The following is a 17,254-nucleotide window of genomic DNA, read 5'->3' on the forward strand; positions in this document are numbered from 1 at the left end:
TTTATTTTTTAATTGGAATTTTATAAATTTCAGATATGAACTTCTTCCATAAATAAGCTGCATTCCCACTAGATAATTCAGATTCCTTGTTATCGTCGTAACCTATCCAGATCCCTGTTGTAAGGTTATCAATGGAACCAATAAACCAGAGATCTTTATTTCCATCAGATGTTCCTGTTTTCCCATAAATTTTCTTTCCTTTAATAGAGGCTGCTTTTGAAGTGCCTTCCTTTACAGAATTTTGTAGAAGTTTATTTAATTTCTTGTTTATTTTTAAATCTAATATTTTCTTGGAAATAGATTTATTTTCCCAAATAGGTTGTTTTTTAAATGATTCTATTTTTTCTATGATTTCAGGGCTTTGAATTTTCCCATTATTGTTTATTGCAGAATATGCATTTGTGATGTTTAAAAGATTATCTCCGTAGGCGCCAATAGCTAATGCTGGGAATTCCTCAAACTCTTGCTCGTATCCTAGTCCAAATGAATTCGCTAAATTAATAATATTTTTTAAGCCGATTTTTTTTGTTATTGATATTGGAACGATATTTGAGGAACTTTTAAATGATTCAATCAAAGATATTGAACCTCTATAGTCTTCTGAAAAATTTTTTGGACAATAACTTTCCCAGCATGTTGGTAAGTCTTCAAATTTATCGCTTAATTTTATTCCTTCTATTAATGCAGCAGCATAAGGAATTATTTTAAAAGTAGAAGCTAAAGGTCTTACAGATGTAATCACTCTATTGTATTCATTAATTGCTGGATTTTTGCTGGTTATCATTGTCCTGATTAGTCCTGTGTTTGATTCGATAGATAACAGACCAAATTCAAGTTCTTTAGGACCTGCGTACCTTGATATTTTTTGGCCTTTTTCTTGCCAATCTTTGTTGATAGAAGATTTAATTCTTAAAAACTTATAATCATTTTTACTTCCAATTTTTTTATCTGTTTCCTGAAGAATAAAGTTTATTAGTAATTTATCATCTAAAAAATTATCAGCTGTTTGATAATTTAACTTTATTTTTTCTTTAATAGCCTTATTCTTATTTGTATGAGAAATATATCCATCAACATACATTGATTCAAGAACTTTATTTCTATTTTCAATAGCTAGTTCTAAATTTTGATAAGGTGAATAAATTGATGGAGCTGGAGCTAATCCTGCAATTAATGCGATCTCTGATAATGTCAATTCTTCTATAAATTTTCCAAAATAAACTTGGGCAGCCTCGTCTACCCCGTATGCTCCTGATCCTAGATAAATATTATTTAAATATAATTTTAAAATTTGATTTTTGTTATATCTAAATTCAAGTATGAGTGATATAAATATTTCTTTGATTTTTCTTTGAAAACTTAGATCATTATTTAGAAAAAGTAATCTAGCAACTTGTTGTGTAATCGTACTTCCTCCCTCTTTGACATAACCACTTCTAATATTTTGGAAAAGGGCACGTGAAATACTTTTTAAATCTATTCCATTATGTTTATAAAATCTTTTATCCTCAGAAGATATAAAAGAATGTTTAATAAAAAATGGAATTTTATGATGATTATTATCTATTTCAAATTTGCGGCTTAATTTGCTTAGTATCTTATTATCAGAAGATGATATTACGTAAGAATATTTGGTTTCCCGAGACTTTTTATTTTTAGAAACGTCAAATTTTAAGGTACTAAATATTAAACTAAAAAAATAAAAAGATATTCCAGAAAAAATTAATATTGGAATTATTAAAACAAAAGATTTGAATTTAATCTTTTGCACCTTAAGCAACTAAAAAACTATGTCCTATTGCTAAGGCTGTAACTAACATTCCAGTTATAAGGAATGGTTGGGCACTTGCTTGATATTTGACATCAAACTTTAGAGGATCTCTTAGTAACCACATATCTTGAAATGTAATTTGTGGAATTACCAATAAAACCAAAATTACAGAGGCTAAATGTTGTCCAATAATGACTAATACGACAACCATTGCTAATTGAAAAATATCAATCAGTCCTGCACTTATTCTACTTGCATTTTTAATCCCAAATACTACTGGTAGAGAATTCAAGCCTAGCTTTGAGTCTCCTTCAACACTTTTGAAATCATTAATAACAGCAATCCCAAGTCCTGAGAGGCTATAAGCAAGTGTTAGTATCGCTGTCACGATGGTTAATTTCCCAAACAAGGCTTGTCCTGCCCACCAAGGTAAAGCTATATAAGATGCTCCTAATGCATAATTTCCAAGCCAACCATTCTGTTTTAATTTGAGTGGTGGAGCAGAATATATATAACTAACAAAGGAACCTCCTAATGCCAAAAGTAAGACGGAGGGGAAGCTGTGCTTAGCATATAAATCTAATAGAAAAGCAACTATTAAACCCGCTATAAGTAATACCCAGATTTGTATTTTTACATCTTTAATTGAAATTTTCCCAGAAGGAATTGGTCTATTTGGTTCATTAATTGCATCAATTTCTTTATCAAAAAAATCATTTATGGTTTGGGTATAACCAGCCAGAAGAGGTCCACTCATCAACATACATGCTAAGGAAGCTAGAACATTACTAAATGTCCATTCAAAATTCCCACTTGCAGCTGCTCCACAAATAACTCCCCATATCAAAGGGATCCACGTTATGGGTTTCATTAACTGTATACGGAGTTTCCATATACTTGATGTTTCAGAGGCACCCTTAATTCCTAAGAGTTGTTTTGGATCATTCACTTTATTCTTTAACCTTTCTCAATTTCTTCTGGGAAAAACCAATTTTGCTCACCATTCTGAAATTTTGCGGTGATTCCAATACTTCTGCCGTCTGTCATTTTATAGCCTGTTATTACGGCTTTAGGATTCGAGGATATTTGATCGATTAATTTAGCTGGTAATCTATCTTTTACTTTGTTAATGTTAATTTTTATTTTACTACCGATTTTGGGTAATAATTTTGTTTCAGCCATAAGAGGTAAAATGGAAGCTATTATGCAAGATTAACAGCATTTGGACAATTTTTACTAAAATGGTAGCTCTTCGTTTAATTCCTTGTTTAGATGTCGCCCATGGCAGAGTGGTTAAAGGTGTAAATTTTGTTAACTTGAGAGACTCAGGCGATCCTGTTGAATTGGCTTGTAGGTATTCTGATGAGGGCGCAGATGAATTAGTATTCTTAGATATAAGAGCTAGTGTAGAAAATAGAAATACATTAGTTGACCTTGTCTCTAGGACCGCAAAATCAGTAAAAATCCCATTTACAGTAGGTGGAGGAATAGATTCTGTTGCTTCAATTAATGATCTTTTAAGAGCTGGCGCGGACAAAGTGAGTTTGAATTCTTCTGCTGTTAGAAATCCAGATTTAGTTTCTAAAAGTTCTAGAGAATTTGGTAATCAATGTATTGTGATAGCAATTGATGCGAAAAGAAAAATTAACAAGACTGATGAATGGGAGGTATATGTAAAAGGAGGGAGAGAAAATACTGGAATAGATGTATTAAGTTGGGCAAAGAAAGTTGAGGAGTTAGGCGCAGGGGAAATTTTGCTTACTTCAATGGATGGTGATGGTACGCAGAATGGATACGATTTACATCTGACTAAATCTGTTGCCAATATTGTTAATCTCCCAGTGATTGCTTCTGGAGGAGCGGGTTGTTTAGAAGATATCTATGATGTTTTTATTGAAGGCAGGGCATCTGCCGCACTTTTGGCATCATTACTTCATGATAGGAAACTTTCTTTAAGAGAAATAAAGACTTTCCTCCTCGACAAAAAACTTCCAATTAGACCATGTGAATAAAAAATTTAATTTAATACCAAAAAGAAATAATTTAAAAATTTAAAAATGAAATTCACAAAAACTATCGAAGTCAAAAATATATTTAATAAAATTTCTTATAAATATGACTTTTTAAATAATCTATTAAGTTTTGGGCTGCACAGATTATGGAAAAGGAAATTAGTTAATTTATTGGAACCTTTGAATGGTGAAGATTGGGCTGATTTATGCTGTGGAACTGGAGATTTAGCATTCTTAATTTCTGAGAGAGTTAGTCCAAGGGGTTCAATTACTGGGATTGACAGTGCAGATGATATCTTAAATATTGCAAAAAATAAATCACAGTTTAAAAACAATAAATTTATTAAGTGGGAAATTCAAGATGTATTGGAAATTAATGATTATTCAAAAAAATTTGATGGGATTTGCATGTCATATGGACTTAGAAACTTGAATAATGTTGAAGAAGGAATAAAAAAAGTTTTTGATCTTTTGAAGGATAAGGGAAGGGCAGGATTTTTGGATTTTAATCACTCAACAAGAAATTCTTTATCCAATATTTTTCAGAAAATTTATTTGAGATTAATAGTAGTAACCATTTCGCGGCTTTTTAATTTAGGTCCAGAGTACGCATATATTGAAAAAAGTATTAGTAATTTTCCAAAGAAAAATGAACTTATAAATATTGCTAGGGAAGTTGGATTTAAAAAAGCTGAATATAGGACTATTTGGGGGGGGCAAATGGGAATACTAATTTTAACTAAATAAAGAATTTAGTTTTTTATTTTTCTCCAACAAAAAGAACACTTTCCCCATCTTTTGATTTCGCCCTCAGGAGTAGGGGAATTACAAAGAGTACAAATACACATATTATTTTGATTGATTCTGCTTGGATGCTTTGCCCAAACTATCTTTGCATTAGTAGCTTTGATATTTTTATTTTTAGTTTCATAATTTTGTATTATTTTTATTTCATTCAAAGTTATTCCAATTTTCTCGATTCTTTCTTTTAATTTATGCTTGTTATAGATTAAAGCTTGACGCCACTGTGGATGATTTACTGCAATAGTAAGTATTTTTTTTTCAATATTTAATGGTTTGCATTCTTGAAATAGTTCTAGGCCTATTAGGTTCTTCCAGTTTTCATTGATTTTAGAGAGTTTATCTAAGTCTCCGCAGGATTTTTTGAAATTATCAAGACAATTTTTTAATGGATGTGGATTCCTTCTATTCACTATTGGCAAATACTTTTTGTCCAATTTGTAAAATTTGCTTATTAAGACTAAAGTTAATCTAATCTTTAAAAAGATGCTCGTTGTTTTAATAAAGAATTTGTGAAAGTTATTGGACCTGCAGCTAAGACAGTTTTTTATTTAAAAAAAATTCAGGGTCAACATCCAACCTGGACACTTCATTACAAAATAAAATGTAAAAGTACCGAGGATGAACTGACAAACTTGCTTGAATATTCTGAAATAAAGAAAAACCAGCCAGTAGCGATAATTGCAAGAGAACAGTTCTCAGGGTTTGGCCAAAATTCAAAAACTTGGGTTTCTCCAAAAGGCGGGATTTGGTTAAGTGCAGCTTACCCACTATTTTCAAAGGAATTTGAATGTCAAATATTTAATTTGTCTTTAGGAATTAAGTTATGTGAAATGCTTAGACAAGAGAATATAAATGTTTGTTTGAAATGGCCAAATGATATTTTTTTTGGTTCAAAAAAGTTGATTGGATTTTTACCAAGGGTGGTAACAAGGGGCAAAAAAATTATCTATGTAAGATTAGGACTTGGCATGAATGTTTTAAATTTCACCCCATCAGAAGGTATTTCATTATCAAAAGTACTTCAAACTAAGAATATTAATCAACACTATTGGACAGCCAAAGTTCTTAAGGCTTTTTATGATTCAATTGAATGTAACAAGAAAAAAGAATATGTAATTAAATCTGCAAATAAGTTTCTTACTAAAAGTTTTTTACCTAGTGGTTATTGTCCTGATTCATGGAAAATTAAAGATATTGATTCGAATGGGAATTTAAGAATTAAAAATGAAACTCAAATGAAGGTAATTAGAAGGTTTTGAATTTAATTAACTTTTAATTCAACTATTCTTCCATCCTTAAATTTGGCAATTTTTTTTGCGCGATTTGCAACTTCATCTTCATGCGTAACTAAAACTATAGTTATTCCAGATTCATGCAGTTTGTCAAAAAGATCTAATACATCTTCAGTGGTTTTTGAATCTAGTGCTCCAGTAGGTTCGTCTGCTAACAAAATTGCGGGGTTATTGATAATAGCCCTCGCAATAGCAACTCGTTGTTGTTGACCTCCGGATAATTGGTTTGGGCGATTATTCATTCTTTCTGAAAGGCCAACTTTTTTTAGGGCATTCTTACCTCGCATTAATCTTTGCTCAGGTTCAATACCAGCATAAATCATTGGCAAAATTACGTTCTCAAGTGCAGTTGCATCTGAAAGAAGATGAAATTGTTGAAAAACGAAGCCTAATTTTTGGTTACGTATTTCGGCTAACTCATCATCAGATAAATTCTCAACAGGGATACCATTTAATTTGTAAACACCTTCAGAGGGTCTATCTAGACATCCAATAATATTCATGGCTGTACTTTTGCCTGAGCCACTTGCTCCCATTACAGCTAAATAATCACCTTTATAAATTTCTAAATTTATACTGTCTAAGGCTTTAACAGTTAGATCATCTTTTCCATATGTTTTAGATATTTTTTCTAAACTTGCGACTTTCTTAGACATTTATTGAAAAATTCTTCTAGGAAATATTATTTGCTGCAGCAATAACATCTTGTAGGAAAGGAGTTTCTGAAACTGCTGTGTTAGCTAATTTAAAAAGAGGATTAGAGAGGATTCCTCCAAGAGCAGTTACCGCAACGCAAGTATAAAGTGCAACTCTCAAGGGAGGCAGCCCCGCAATTCCCCAATTAACTTCAGGATATGATTTGACTATTTCAGAAGCTTCCTGTGGTTCTTTAACTACCATCATTTTGATCACTGAAATGTAGTAATAAATGGATATAACTGAAGTTACTAATCCAACGATTACCAATAGATACTGATGATTTGCCCAACCTGCAAAGAACAAATATATCTTGCCAAAAAATCCTAACATTGGAGGTAAACCTCCAAGAGATAGAAGACAAAGGCTTAAGCCTAATGTAATGAGAGGATCTTTTTGGTAAAGTCCTGAGTAATCAAGAATCCTATCAGAACCAGTTCTTAAAGAGAAAAGTATTACACATGAAAATGCCCCCAAATTCATAAACAAATATGCTGCCAAATATAATACAGCAGCTGATAAACCATCTTGTGTTCCAGATACTATTCCAATCATTACGAATCCAGCTTGACCAATAGAACTGTAAGCTAGCATCCTTTTCATTGAGGTTTGAGCTAGAGCTACAACATTTCCTAGAGCCATGCTCAAAATGGCCAAAATAGTAAATAAAAGTTTCCATTCCTCATCGAAAGAAGAGAAAGTAGTGCTTAATATTCTTATTGCGAATGCAAACCCTGCTGTTTTCGAACCAACAGATAAAAAAGCAACTACAGGTGTAGGTGATCCCTCATATACATCAGGAGTCCATTGATGAAAAGGAACAGCAGCTATTTTAAATGCAACAGTTGATAAAACAAATACAAGAGCTAAAGAGGTAATGAATGAAGGCTTATTGATAATCTCTAAACCAATTGTTGTTAAGTTTGTTGAACCACTTAATCCATACAGAAAAGAGGAGCCATACAAATAGACTGCAGCTGCAGCTGAACCAACAAGTAAGTATTTTAAAGCTGCTTCTGAACTTCTTGGATCTCTTTTGAGATAACCAGAAAGTAAATAGCTCGCTACTGATAGAGTCTCAAGAGATATAAATACACTTATAAGGTCAGTAGATCCACACAGAAGCATTGCCCCAAGAGTTGCCGAAAGAACTATTGCTGCGAACTCTCCAATAGGGCTTCCACTTTGCTCTGTATAACGCCAGCTTATGAGTAAAGAAACTAAAGTTGATAAAGCTATTATTGCTCTAAATGCTATCGCTAAATTATCTGAATTAAAGGACCCAAGGAATGCGCTTTCTACAGGATTATTCCATTGCAAGGTCAAACTAAGAAGAGAGCTCCCAATTGATAAATAGCAAATTGATGGGGCCCATTTTGATGCAGTTTTTTCTCCAGCTAAATCTACAAGAAGTGTTCCAACAATACCTAGTAAAATAAAAGCCTCTGGAATTATGGCTTGAGCATTTAAATTAATTGTAAAGATTTCGTTGGGCACTTTATTAAATTGGATTAAATTAGATGTTTGATTGTAAGGGTCTAAGAGTTAATCTTAACTTGATTATAATTTGTGGGTATGATTTTTGAAATTTTTCAAAAGAAATTACTTGAAAAAGCTTCAAATAATCATAATATGCCTTAACTGAACTAAAACACCAATTTTTGAAATAAACCTTGGATCACACACTTGTTATTGTTGAAAGTCCCACCAAAGCAAAAACTATAAGAAAGTTTTTGCCTTCTAACTATGAAGTTCTCGCTTCAATGGGACACGTAAGAGATCTTCCAAAAGGAGCTGCTGAAATACCTGCTGCGGTTAAAAAGGAAAAATGGTCAAGGATAGGAGTTAATACAACAGAAGATTTTGAACCACTTTACATAGTTCCTAAAGATAAGAAAAAGGTTGTTAAAGAGCTGAAAGATGCTTTGAAAGGTGCTACCCAACTATTACTGGCAACTGATGAAGATAGAGAGGGAGAGAGTATTAGCTGGCATCTTCTGCAAATACTGAAGCCTAAAATACCAACTAAGAGAATGGTTTTTCATGAAATTACAAAAAAGGCAATTAATAAAGCTTTAGATCAAACAAGAGAAATTGATATGGAACTTGTTCAGGCTCAAGAAACCAGAAGAATCTTGGACAGGCTTTTTGGATATGAATTATCTCCTTTACTTTGGAAGAAGGTAGCCCCCAGATTATCTGCTGGTCGGGTTCAATCAGTTTCTGTAAGGCTTCTTGTTAGAAGAGAGAGAGAAAGAAGATCCTTTAAAAAAGCTAGTTACTGGGGAATTAAAGCTTCCCTAGTAAAAGATAATATAACTTTTGAAACTAAATTATTCAGTTTAAACGGTCAACGAATTTCTAACGGTTCCGATTTCGACGAACAAACCGGTAAATTAAAAGAAGGGAACAAATCTTTAATAATTGGAGAAGAACAAGTAAATGACTTATTGAAGACTTTTTCCTCTGAGGATTGGTTAGTCTCAAAAATCGAAAAAAAGCCATCCACTCGTAAGCCAGTTCCTCCATTTACAACAAGCACATTACAACAAGAAGCAAATAGGAAGCTTCGTTTGTCTGCAAGAGAAACTATGAGATGTGCGCAAGGGCTATATGAGAGAGGTTTTATAACGTATATGAGAACTGATTCAGTTCATCTCTCCGAACAAGCCACAAGAGCTGCTAGAGAATGTGTTAGTTCTATGTATGGAAAAGAATATTTATCTAACTCACCAAGACAATTTAATTCAACTGCAAGAAATGCTCAAGAAGCTCACGAAGCTATTAGGCCTGCAGGTGAGGTATTTAAAACACCAAAGGAAACTAATCTAACTGGTAGAGATTTATCACTTTACGATTTAATTTGGAAAAGAACTGTAGCTAGTCAAATGGCTGAAGCTAGGCTAACAATGATTAATGCTGAAATTAGCGTAGGGGATGGAATATTTAAATCGAGTGGGAAAAGTATTGATTTCGCAGGATTCTTCAGAGCTTATGTCGAGGGAAGTGATGATCCAAGTTCATCCCTTGAACAACAAGAAATTATTCTCCCAAACTTAACAACTGGAACATGTCTTGATGTTACGAAGAAGGAATCTACTTTTCATGAAACTAAACCTCCTGCAAGATATACAGAGGCCGCATTAGTTAAAGTTCTTGAAAAAGAAGGGATTGGAAGACCTTCTACCTATGCCAGTATTATTGGGACCATAGTTGATAGAGGTTATGCGAATATATCTTCCAATACTTTGGCTCCAACTTTTACAGCTTTTGCTGTTACTGCTCTATTAGAAGAACATTTTCCTGATCTTGTTGATACTACTTTTACTGCAAAAATGGAATCTTCATTGGATGAAATATCTTCAGGAAATCTTGAGTGGCTGCCATACCTAGAAACTTTCTATAAAGGTAAAAATGGTTTGGAGGTAAAGGTTCAGAAAACAGAGGGTGATATTGATGGTAAAGCTTATAGACAAGTTGATTTCGAAGACCTTCCTTGTGTAGTAAGAATAGGCTCTAACGGACCTTGGCTAGAAGGTACAAAAATTGATGAATCTGGTAATGAAATTCAGGCGAAAGGTAATCTTCCAATGGATATTACTCCTGGAGATTTAGACATAAAGCAAGTTGATCAAATTTTAAGTGGCCCATCGGATCTTGGCACTGATCCAAAAACTGGGGAAAAAGTCTTTTTAAGATTTGGACCTTATGGACCTTACGTACAATTGGGAAATAATGATCAAAATAAAGCTAAACCAAGAAGAGCTTCATTACCTAAAGAGTTGAAAACTGATGATCTAACTCTAGATGAGGCTCTTGTACTTTTAAGCTTGCCTAGATTGTTAGGAGTTCATCCTGAAGGAGGAGTTGTCGAGGCTGATAGAGGAAGATTTGGCCCCTATATCAAATGGATTAAAAATGAAAATGAATCTGAAAACAGATCCTTAAAGAAAGAGGATGATGTTTTTACAGTTGATATAGAACGAGCATTAGAAATTCTTGCGATGCCAAAAATGGGTAGAGGTGGTCAAGAGGTACTTAAAGACTTTGGAAAACCGAAAGAATTTAAAGAAAAAATTCAAATATTAAATGGAAGATATGGGGTCTATTTAAAATGTGGTAAAACCAATGTTTCGATTGCCAAAGATACTGACATAGAAAAATTTACCATAGATGACGCAGTATCTCTTTTAGAAGAAAAACTAAAAGATAAAAAAGGTTCAATTTTAAAAAAAACAAAGATTAGTAATAAAAAAACTACCAGGAAAAAGAAAAGTTAGAAAAAATATGATTTTAAAAAAAAAAGAATTTTTTTTATTAATTTTTTTAATTTTCTTGCAATCATGTTCTGGAGGGAGGATTGGAAATTTTCTTGAGAGTAGTTTTAATGATTTAGAAAAAACAAGCAAAAATGAAGATTTACAAAATAACTTATTAAATAAAAATGATATAAATTTAGAAAAAGAAAACAAAAAATTTGATGATAAAAAAGATAAAAAAATTAAAAGGGTAGAAAAGCCAAAAAATGTTCCAGAAAATAAAAACGATATAAATTTAGAAAAAGAAAACAAAAAATTTGATGATAAAAAAGATAAAAAAATTAAAAGGGTAGAAAAGCCAAAAAATGTTCCAGAAAATAAAAACGATTTAAATTTAGAAAAAGAAAACAAAAAATTTGATGATAAAAAAGATAAAAAAATTAATAATCTTTCAAAAAAAAGAAAAATTGAGCTTCAATCTTACAAAATAATATTGATTTTAAAAGATGTAGATCCAAAAGATCCCACGGAAGAGTTGAGTTCCATATTGAGTAATTCTGAGGTAAATTTTGAAATAGAAAAGATTGAACGTATCTTAGATTCCAAAAAAAAAAGTATGAATAAAAATTAATTAAAAATATTCAACAAAAAATGAAAATAACAACAAAAACTGAAGCATTAAATATTGTCGAGACCTCTTATTTAGCATCTCTTTCGTCTTTATTATGGGTTGCACTATATTATCTGCCAATTGGGGGAGCTTTATTAAGGTTGATTTTACCCCTCCCAATGATTTTATTGCACTTGAGAAGAGGAACTAAAATTGCATTGGAAGGACTTTTAATACAATTTCTACTTTTATTCATAATTATGGGTCCTGTTAGAGGAACTTTATTTTTATTTCCTTATGGGATTTTGGCTTTTTGGTTAGGTTGGTGTTGGGTTAAAGAAAAGAGTTGGAAACTTAGTTTAACTGGGGGAGTTGTTACAGGAACCCTTGGCTTTTTAATAAGAGTAATAGCATTATCTACGTTGGTTGGAGATAATCTTTGGGTGTTAATTACTAGAGCGAGTTATGGTCTAATAGAAAAGTTAATTGGATTATTTAATTTACCTTTATATCCTTCAATTTTGAGTATACAACTAGGTGCAATTTTATTAATAATTTTTCAAGAAATAGTTTATGTTTTAACTGTACATGTAGTTGCCTATTCTCTGTTTCCTAGATTTAAATTAACCATCCCAGAGCCTCCAAGATTGTTAAACAGCTTAGTTGATTTTAATAATTAAAAAAAGTAAGAATGTACAGTACAGAATTAGGGATAAATTTTTTTGGTAATGAATCCAATAAAAAAAGACAACTCAATAAGATAGAAATACTAAAAAAGAATATTAAAAATTTAAAAATATTTCTTATAATCGCTGGGACTAATACATCTCAAATTCCAGGAATTTCCGCAGCAGGTATTAATCCAAAATCGAGGAGAACAACTGCGCTCGCAGATGCTGAATTTTTGCTTGAGGGTGCTTCAAAAGGTCATAAATATAAATTGCCTCTTCTCAATGCAGGAGTAACTCCGGCCCTAATCAGTCATGTTTGTTCAAAGCTTATAAATGCTTATCCAGTTATTGTTCCTCTGGGAATAGGAGTAAAGCCTTATTTTAATCATTTGGTTGTAGAAGATAGAAATTTGGGCCCATCAAATTGTCTTACTACTGGTAAATCGATGACTAAAGAGAGAGTTTTAAATCTCTATGAAAAAGGTCTTGCTATAGGAAAATCCTTAAAACAACCAGTTTTAATTTCTGAGTCTGTACCGGGGGGCACTACAACTGCTCAGGCAGTAATGGAAGCTTTTGGTTTGCAGGTATCTAATTTAGTAGGGAGTAGTTTATTTAAAGCTCCAAGAGAACTAAGAAGACAAGTAATTAAAAGAGGACTTTTAAATGCGCATTTCAAGGCTGATTCCGACTCTTTTGATGTTGTCGCGGCAGTAGGTGATCCTTTCCAAGCTTTTTCAATGGGTCTATTAATTGGTGCCAGGTTAGCAAAACAACCTGTAATATTGTCTGGAGGAAGTCAGATGTTAGCAGTCATTCTGCTTGTATTAGAATTTTTAGGTGAAAAAAATAAAGATGAATTTATTGAAGATGTTTTTATTGCGACAACTGGGTGGCTTGTGAAAGATAATTCTCTAAATGATTTAGTAAATCTAATTAATGAAAAATATGATGTCAAATTATTAGGTTTAGCCAGTCCTTTAAATTTCAAATCTTCAAAATACAAAGAATTGAAGGATTATGAATTAGGTCATGTAAAAGAAGGTGTAGGTGCTGGTGGAATATCATTGCTTGCTTTCTTAGATGGATTTAAAAATGAAGAAATAGTTTCATTGTGTCAACAAAATCTGGAAATGATGAAGGGCCTAGGTCAAATTTCTTTAGAGAAGGATTGCTGAATGTTTTCAAAATTTCCAACCAGAAGAGAATTTTTAAAATGTGGTAAGCTTTCGCTTTTATTTTTCTTATACTCTTGCAGTAATCTACCTAATAAAGTAAAAATTGCATTACAAAATTCTTTTTATCCAGAATCTTTTAAAGATACGATTCCAAAAGATTGGAAGCAGGAAAAAATTAATTTTGAAAATATTCAGCTACAAAAAAATAGAAACACAATTTTCAATTCTGACTTTACTTTAATAAATGATGGATGGATTTCTAGTATAGATTTTTCAGAATTTGAAAAAATAAATGAATATGCACTGTTCGAAAATTTGGATAAGAGATCGATAGATTTTTTGGGAAGTTTTGATCAAAATCTGAGGAGTAAATTATTTCCTATTGGCGTAGTACCCTATACAATCATCATTAAAAATAATAAAGAATTAATAACTTCAGCAAGAACATCTTGGGATTTTCTTCTTTCTGAAAAATTAACTGGGAAAATTATTTTTCCTCAAAGTCCCAGAATAATATTGTCAATTGCTCAAAAAATTAATTCATCTAATTCTTTAAAAAAACTCAAAAGCCAAGCTATGTTATTTGATGATAAAAATATGCTCAATTGGTTGATTAATTCTGATGCTATTGTCGCAATAGTTCCTTATAGTCTTTGTTCAAAATATTTAAAAATAGACCCAAGGCTTTCTTTAGTTTTCCCTAGCCAAGGCGTACCTTTGATGTGGCATTTTCTACTTAGTCGATCAAATCTAAATAATGCAATATTAATGAAATGGATTAAATCTTTAGAAAATAAATCAATTGTAGATAAATTAGTAAGCCAGGGTTGGTTTCTTCCATTCAATAGTGATTATTTGCAAAGTAAATATAAAACTGAAATGCTCCCCATCTCAGGACCTTCTGAGAAATGTTGGGAAAATAGTTGGTCTTTCCCTGTTTTAACAAATGAACAAAAAATTAATCTTAAAAATATCTGGAATGAGTCCTTATCCCCATAATCTTTTTGAAGGATTTTCAATTAATAAGTTATGAGTTTCCTTTAATAAATTTGGTATATCTAATTTACTAGGACATTTAGGAACACATTTATTACATTCTTGACAAAATGAGGAATTTTTTTCTTCCCACCAGTGGCCAGCTTTTCCTATTAAATTGTATCTTTCTTTTGCAAATTCTAATTGGCCATAACCAACAGATATATTTCTTAAACGAAGTATTTCAGGAATAGGCACTTCATTTGGACATGGAAGACAAGATCTACATTGTTCACATTTGGTTGAGTTTAATCTTTCATTAGAAACTTCCTCAATTTTATTAAGGGCGCTTTTTTCAAGTTTTGTAAGCTTCTCGAATGAGTTTCTAAGTTTATGCGCAAATTCAAAATCTTTTTTGTTTGTCGCCCCCAAGGATAAAGTAGTAATGCCTTTTGCGAGAAGAAATCGATACGCTAATTCTAATGGATGAAAAGGCTTAGAGGCCTCTATCAAAATATCACTTGGAGAATACAATCTACCGCCTTTATCTGCAGGTGATATTGCTAAAACTCCCATACCTTTTTTTATAGCTTCCTCTGCTAAAGCAATCTTAGATTGATCTAAATAATGTAAATGAAGACTACAAAAAGTAAAAACTTCACAGTTAATTGCATCTTTAATTAGTGAATAACTTCCGTGAGAACTAAAACCGACTTGATCAACTAGTTCCTTTTCAAGTATCCAAGAAATGAATTTCTTACCCTCTCCAGAAAGAACCCAATCTAGATGTTGTTTTAAGTTGAGTCCGTGAATTGCAAGATTATTAATTTTCTCGCGATTTAAATTTTTAAGAGACTTTTTAAAATTATTTTTTAAAAAGTCAAAATCACCCTTTGGTAAAACTTTGGAAGTAATCACCCAATTTTTTTCTTTTATATTCTCTTCTATTGCTAATTTTTTTATTGAATTTCCAATAAGTGATTCAGCATCACCATAAGAGGGTGCTGTTTCTATGTGGTTAATTCCTACATAATATGCATTTTTTATTATGCTATACATTTTTTCGAGACTTTCAGTTGATCGCATTGTCCCCAAAGTGAATAAGCTCACTTTCGCCCCTCTACCAAATGATCTTTTTTGTGAATTAATAATCATCTAAATATGATCAATTTCTTTTTTTTACTCTTTAATTTATTTATAGTTGAAAATGATTTAAAGTAAATTAAAGTAAATACAAAATTTTGCATAAATATTTTTTTTAAACTATGTTTACAGGAATAATTCAATCAATTGGAAAACTAAGACAAGAAAAAAATATTTTAGAAATTGAAATTCTAGATAATTTATTTGATATGGCAATTGGTGACAGCATAGCTGTTGATGGAATTTGTTTGACAGTTAAAGAGATTTTTCAAAATAAATTTACTGTTGATGTTAGTGAGGAGACATTAAAAAAAACAACTTTAGGAGTAAAGTCTAACCTAAATCAGATTGTTAATTTGGAGCCCGCTCTTAGGGTGTCTGACCGTCTAGGAGGGCATATAGTCAGCGGACATGTTGATGGCCTTGGAATAGTTGAGAATATAGAAAAATTAGAGAAATCTTGGCTCTTATCAATAAAGTGGAAAAATAATAATTTTTCAAAATATGTAGTTAATAAAGGTAGTATTTGTGTAAATGGTATAAGTCTTACGATTGCAAAATATGAGCAGGAAGGAGCAATATTTACTATTGCGATAATTCCTCATACTTGGCATAAAACAAATCTGAATAAATTAAATATCGGTGACAGCGTAAACCTTGAGGCAGACGCATTAATTAAATATGTAGAGAAATTACTTTTATTTAATAAAAATAGTAATCAAGATCTATCTTCTAATAATATTTCTTCCGAGTGGCTTAAAGAAAACGGTTGGTAAAATATATTTTTTAATTTAATGGAATCAGATAAATTGTTTTTGATTCTTTTTTAAGATCGATTTTAAATTCTTGACCAGGTTCTAGACCTAATTTTTTGGTGTAGGCATGACCAATTAATAGATTCCCATTGCCATGAACTTTAGTTTTGAATTCCGTCTGTCTGCCTCTTGAAGCTCTATTACCATTTTTACCCTGACGACCATTTCCTATTTTGTAACCCTTAGCTTCAATAAGCGCCCTATAAAAACTTTTTCTTAAGATTCTTCCACTAGGACCTACGTACCCACAACTTTTGGCAATCTCATCTTCAGATTTTTTACTTAATAATTTTGCTTTTTCAAGAAGTTCTTTTCCTTCTAGCATTATCTGACAAATTTCTAATTATATATTCTTACTAAAAAGGAGAACTGTGGCAATACAAATTAATAAAAAATATATTTAATTTTTAAAATATATTTTTTTATAAAAGATACAAAATAATAAATAAAATAACCCATATTCCATCTACAAAATGCCAGTACAATTCAACAGCTTCCAAAGGGAACATATTTTGACTTGTTAATCTTCCGCTCTTGATTCTCGATTGCCAAGCAATAATTAAAATCATTAAAGTTCCTAAAGTGACGTGTAATCCATGAAAACCAGTAAGAGCATAAAAAGTACTTGCAAATAAATTATCGGTTAATCCAAAAGGTAAATGAAAATATTCAAATAATTGACATATTAAAAATATAATTCCAAGAAAAGCAGTAAAAAATAACCATTTTTGGGATTCAGAGTTTTTATCTTTTAAAAGTGCTTTGCCGGCTTTATGGAAAGTTGCACTACTAACAAGTAACAAAATTGTATTGAGTGTAGGTATTGGGAGTTCTAATTCATAAATAGCACCATCAGGTAATGGATTTACTGCTTTGTATGTTAAATAAGCAGCAAAGAATCCAGCAAAAGTCATTCCATCCGCAATTAGGAAAGTTATAAGACCAAACATTCTGAAGTCTTCATGTGTTTCGTTGACTTCAGAATTATTTTTTTGAATTTCTTTTGAGCTATCAAGAGTTGTCATATG

At 31.6% G+C, this 17,254-nt stretch carries 18 protein-coding genes; 9 read left to right on the forward strand and 9 right to left on the reverse strand.

Annotated features, from left to right (window positions below; translation table 11 throughout):
- Position 1: 1 nt before the first annotated feature.
- Genes SIB45_RS04990 through SIB45_RS05000 form a run of 3 tightly spaced genes read right to left on the reverse strand, consistent with a single transcriptional unit; the run spans position 2 to position 2,953 of the window.
- Positions 2 to 1,771, reverse strand: a complete 1,770-nt coding sequence (locus SIB45_RS04990) for a transglycosylase domain-containing protein (RefSeq protein WP_011862451.1) — start codon at positions 1,769 to 1,771, stop codon at positions 2 to 4.
- 1 nt (position 1,772) lies between these two features.
- Entirely contained in the window at positions 1,773 to 2,720 is a 948-nt protein-coding gene (chlG, locus tag SIB45_RS04995; RefSeq protein ID WP_011817939.1) for a chlorophyll synthase ChlG, read from the reverse strand.
- A gap of 8 nt (positions 2,721 to 2,728) precedes the next feature.
- Positions 2,729 to 2,953 (reverse strand): DUF2862 domain-containing protein, encoded by a 225-nt coding sequence (locus SIB45_RS05000; protein ID WP_011375988.1) that lies wholly within the window; start codon positions 2,951 to 2,953, stop codon positions 2,729 to 2,731.
- 59 nt (positions 2,954 to 3,012) lie between these two features.
- Between SIB45_RS05000 and hisF the strand changes: the two genes are divergently transcribed.
- A complete protein-coding gene (hisF, locus tag SIB45_RS05005; RefSeq protein ID WP_011862452.1) occupies positions 3,013 to 3,783 on the forward strand; it encodes an imidazole glycerol phosphate synthase subunit HisF in 771 nt (256 codons plus the stop codon).
- Between the two features lie 45 nt (positions 3,784 to 3,828).
- A complete protein-coding gene (ubiE, locus tag SIB45_RS05010) occupies positions 3,829 to 4,530 on the forward strand; it encodes a bifunctional demethylmenaquinone methyltransferase/2-methoxy-6-polyprenyl-1,4-benzoquinol methylase UbiE (protein ID WP_011862453.1) in 702 nt (233 codons plus the stop codon).
- Between the two features lie 5 nt (positions 4,531 to 4,535).
- On the opposite strand, the gene SIB45_RS05015 is transcribed toward ubiE, so the two are convergent.
- Positions 4,536 to 4,997 carry a DUF721 domain-containing protein gene (locus tag SIB45_RS05015; protein ID WP_011862454.1) on the reverse strand — a complete coding sequence of 154 codons (462 nt, stop codon included), beginning with the start codon at positions 4,995 to 4,997 and terminating at the stop codon, positions 4,536 to 4,538.
- 99 nt (positions 4,998 to 5,096) lie between these two features.
- Here SIB45_RS05015 and SIB45_RS05020 point away from each other — a divergent pair, with 99 nt between their 5' ends.
- Positions 5,097 to 5,846, forward strand: coding sequence for a biotin--[acetyl-CoA-carboxylase] ligase (locus SIB45_RS05020; RefSeq protein WP_011862455.1), 750 nt, complete (start codon positions 5,097 to 5,099; stop codon positions 5,844 to 5,846).
- 2 nt (positions 5,847 to 5,848) lie between these two features.
- Here the strand turns inward: SIB45_RS05020 and SIB45_RS05025 are convergent, their stop codons facing one another.
- The gene (locus SIB45_RS05025) at positions 5,849 to 6,535 is read right to left on the reverse strand and encodes an ABC transporter ATP-binding protein (protein ID WP_011862456.1); all 687 of its coding nucleotides are present in this window, start codon (positions 6,533 to 6,535) and stop codon (positions 5,849 to 5,851) included.
- 16 nt (positions 6,536 to 6,551) lie between these two features.
- Positions 6,552 to 8,072: an NAD(P)H-quinone oxidoreductase subunit N gene (locus tag SIB45_RS05030; protein ID WP_011862457.1), complete on the reverse strand. Its 1,521-nt coding sequence runs from the start codon at positions 8,070 to 8,072 to the stop codon at positions 6,552 to 6,554.
- Positions 8,073 to 8,248: 176 nt separating this feature from the next.
- On the opposite strand from SIB45_RS05030, the gene topA reads away from it, so the two are divergent.
- The 5 genes from topA to SIB45_RS05055 are packed head-to-tail and all read left to right on the forward strand — an operon-like array spanning position 8,249 to position 14,292.
- Positions 8,249 to 10,855: a type I DNA topoisomerase gene (topA, locus tag SIB45_RS05035; protein WP_011862458.1), complete on the forward strand. Its 2,607-nt coding sequence runs from the start codon at positions 8,249 to 8,251 to the stop codon at positions 10,853 to 10,855.
- Positions 10,856 to 10,862: 7 nt separating this feature from the next.
- A complete protein-coding gene (locus tag SIB45_RS05040) occupies positions 10,863 to 11,465 on the forward strand; it encodes a hypothetical protein (protein ID WP_011862459.1) in 603 nt (200 codons plus the stop codon).
- A 20-nt stretch (positions 11,466 to 11,485) separates the two neighbouring features.
- Positions 11,486 to 12,124 carry a DUF2232 domain-containing protein gene (locus tag SIB45_RS05045; protein ID WP_011862460.1) on the forward strand — a complete coding sequence of 213 codons (639 nt, stop codon included), beginning with the start codon at positions 11,486 to 11,488 and terminating at the stop codon, positions 12,122 to 12,124.
- An 11-nt stretch (positions 12,125 to 12,135) separates the two neighbouring features.
- The gene (gene cobT, locus SIB45_RS05050; protein WP_011862461.1) at positions 12,136 to 13,293 is read left to right on the forward strand and encodes a nicotinate mononucleotide-dependent phosphoribosyltransferase CobT; all 1,158 of its coding nucleotides are present in this window, start codon (positions 12,136 to 12,138) and stop codon (positions 13,291 to 13,293) included.
- A complete protein-coding gene (locus SIB45_RS05055; RefSeq protein ID WP_011862462.1) occupies positions 13,294 to 14,292 on the forward strand; it encodes a hypothetical protein in 999 nt (332 codons plus the stop codon).
- On the opposite strand, the gene SIB45_RS05060 is transcribed toward SIB45_RS05055, so the two are convergent.
- Positions 14,281 to 15,423: an aldo/keto reductase gene (locus SIB45_RS05060; protein WP_011862463.1), complete on the reverse strand. Its 1,143-nt coding sequence runs from the start codon at positions 15,421 to 15,423 to the stop codon at positions 14,281 to 14,283. The genes SIB45_RS05055 and SIB45_RS05060 overlap by 12 nt on opposite strands.
- A 110-nt stretch (positions 15,424 to 15,533) precedes the next feature.
- Between SIB45_RS05060 and SIB45_RS05065 the strand changes: the two genes are divergently transcribed.
- Complete coding sequence (locus SIB45_RS05065) at positions 15,534 to 16,187, forward strand: riboflavin synthase (RefSeq protein WP_011862464.1); 654 nt, start codon at positions 15,534 to 15,536, stop codon at positions 16,185 to 16,187.
- A gap of 10 nt (positions 16,188 to 16,197) precedes the next feature.
- On the opposite strand, the gene SIB45_RS05070 is transcribed toward SIB45_RS05065, so the two are convergent.
- A complete protein-coding gene (locus SIB45_RS05070) occupies positions 16,198 to 16,551 on the reverse strand; it encodes an AbrB family transcriptional regulator (protein ID WP_011862465.1) in 354 nt (117 codons plus the stop codon).
- Positions 16,552 to 16,648: 97 nt separating this feature from the next.
- Positions 16,649 to 17,251 carry a heme-copper oxidase subunit III gene (locus tag SIB45_RS05075; RefSeq protein ID WP_011862466.1) on the reverse strand — a complete coding sequence of 201 codons (603 nt, stop codon included), beginning with the start codon at positions 17,249 to 17,251 and terminating at the stop codon, positions 16,649 to 16,651.
- Between the last annotated feature and the right edge of the window lie 3 nt (positions 17,252 to 17,254).

It is taken from the genome of Prochlorococcus sp. MIT 1304, assembly GCF_047305015.1.
GTDB classification, from domain to species: Bacteria; Cyanobacteriota; Cyanobacteriia; order PCC-6307; family Cyanobiaceae; genus Prochlorococcus_A; species Prochlorococcus_A marinus_E.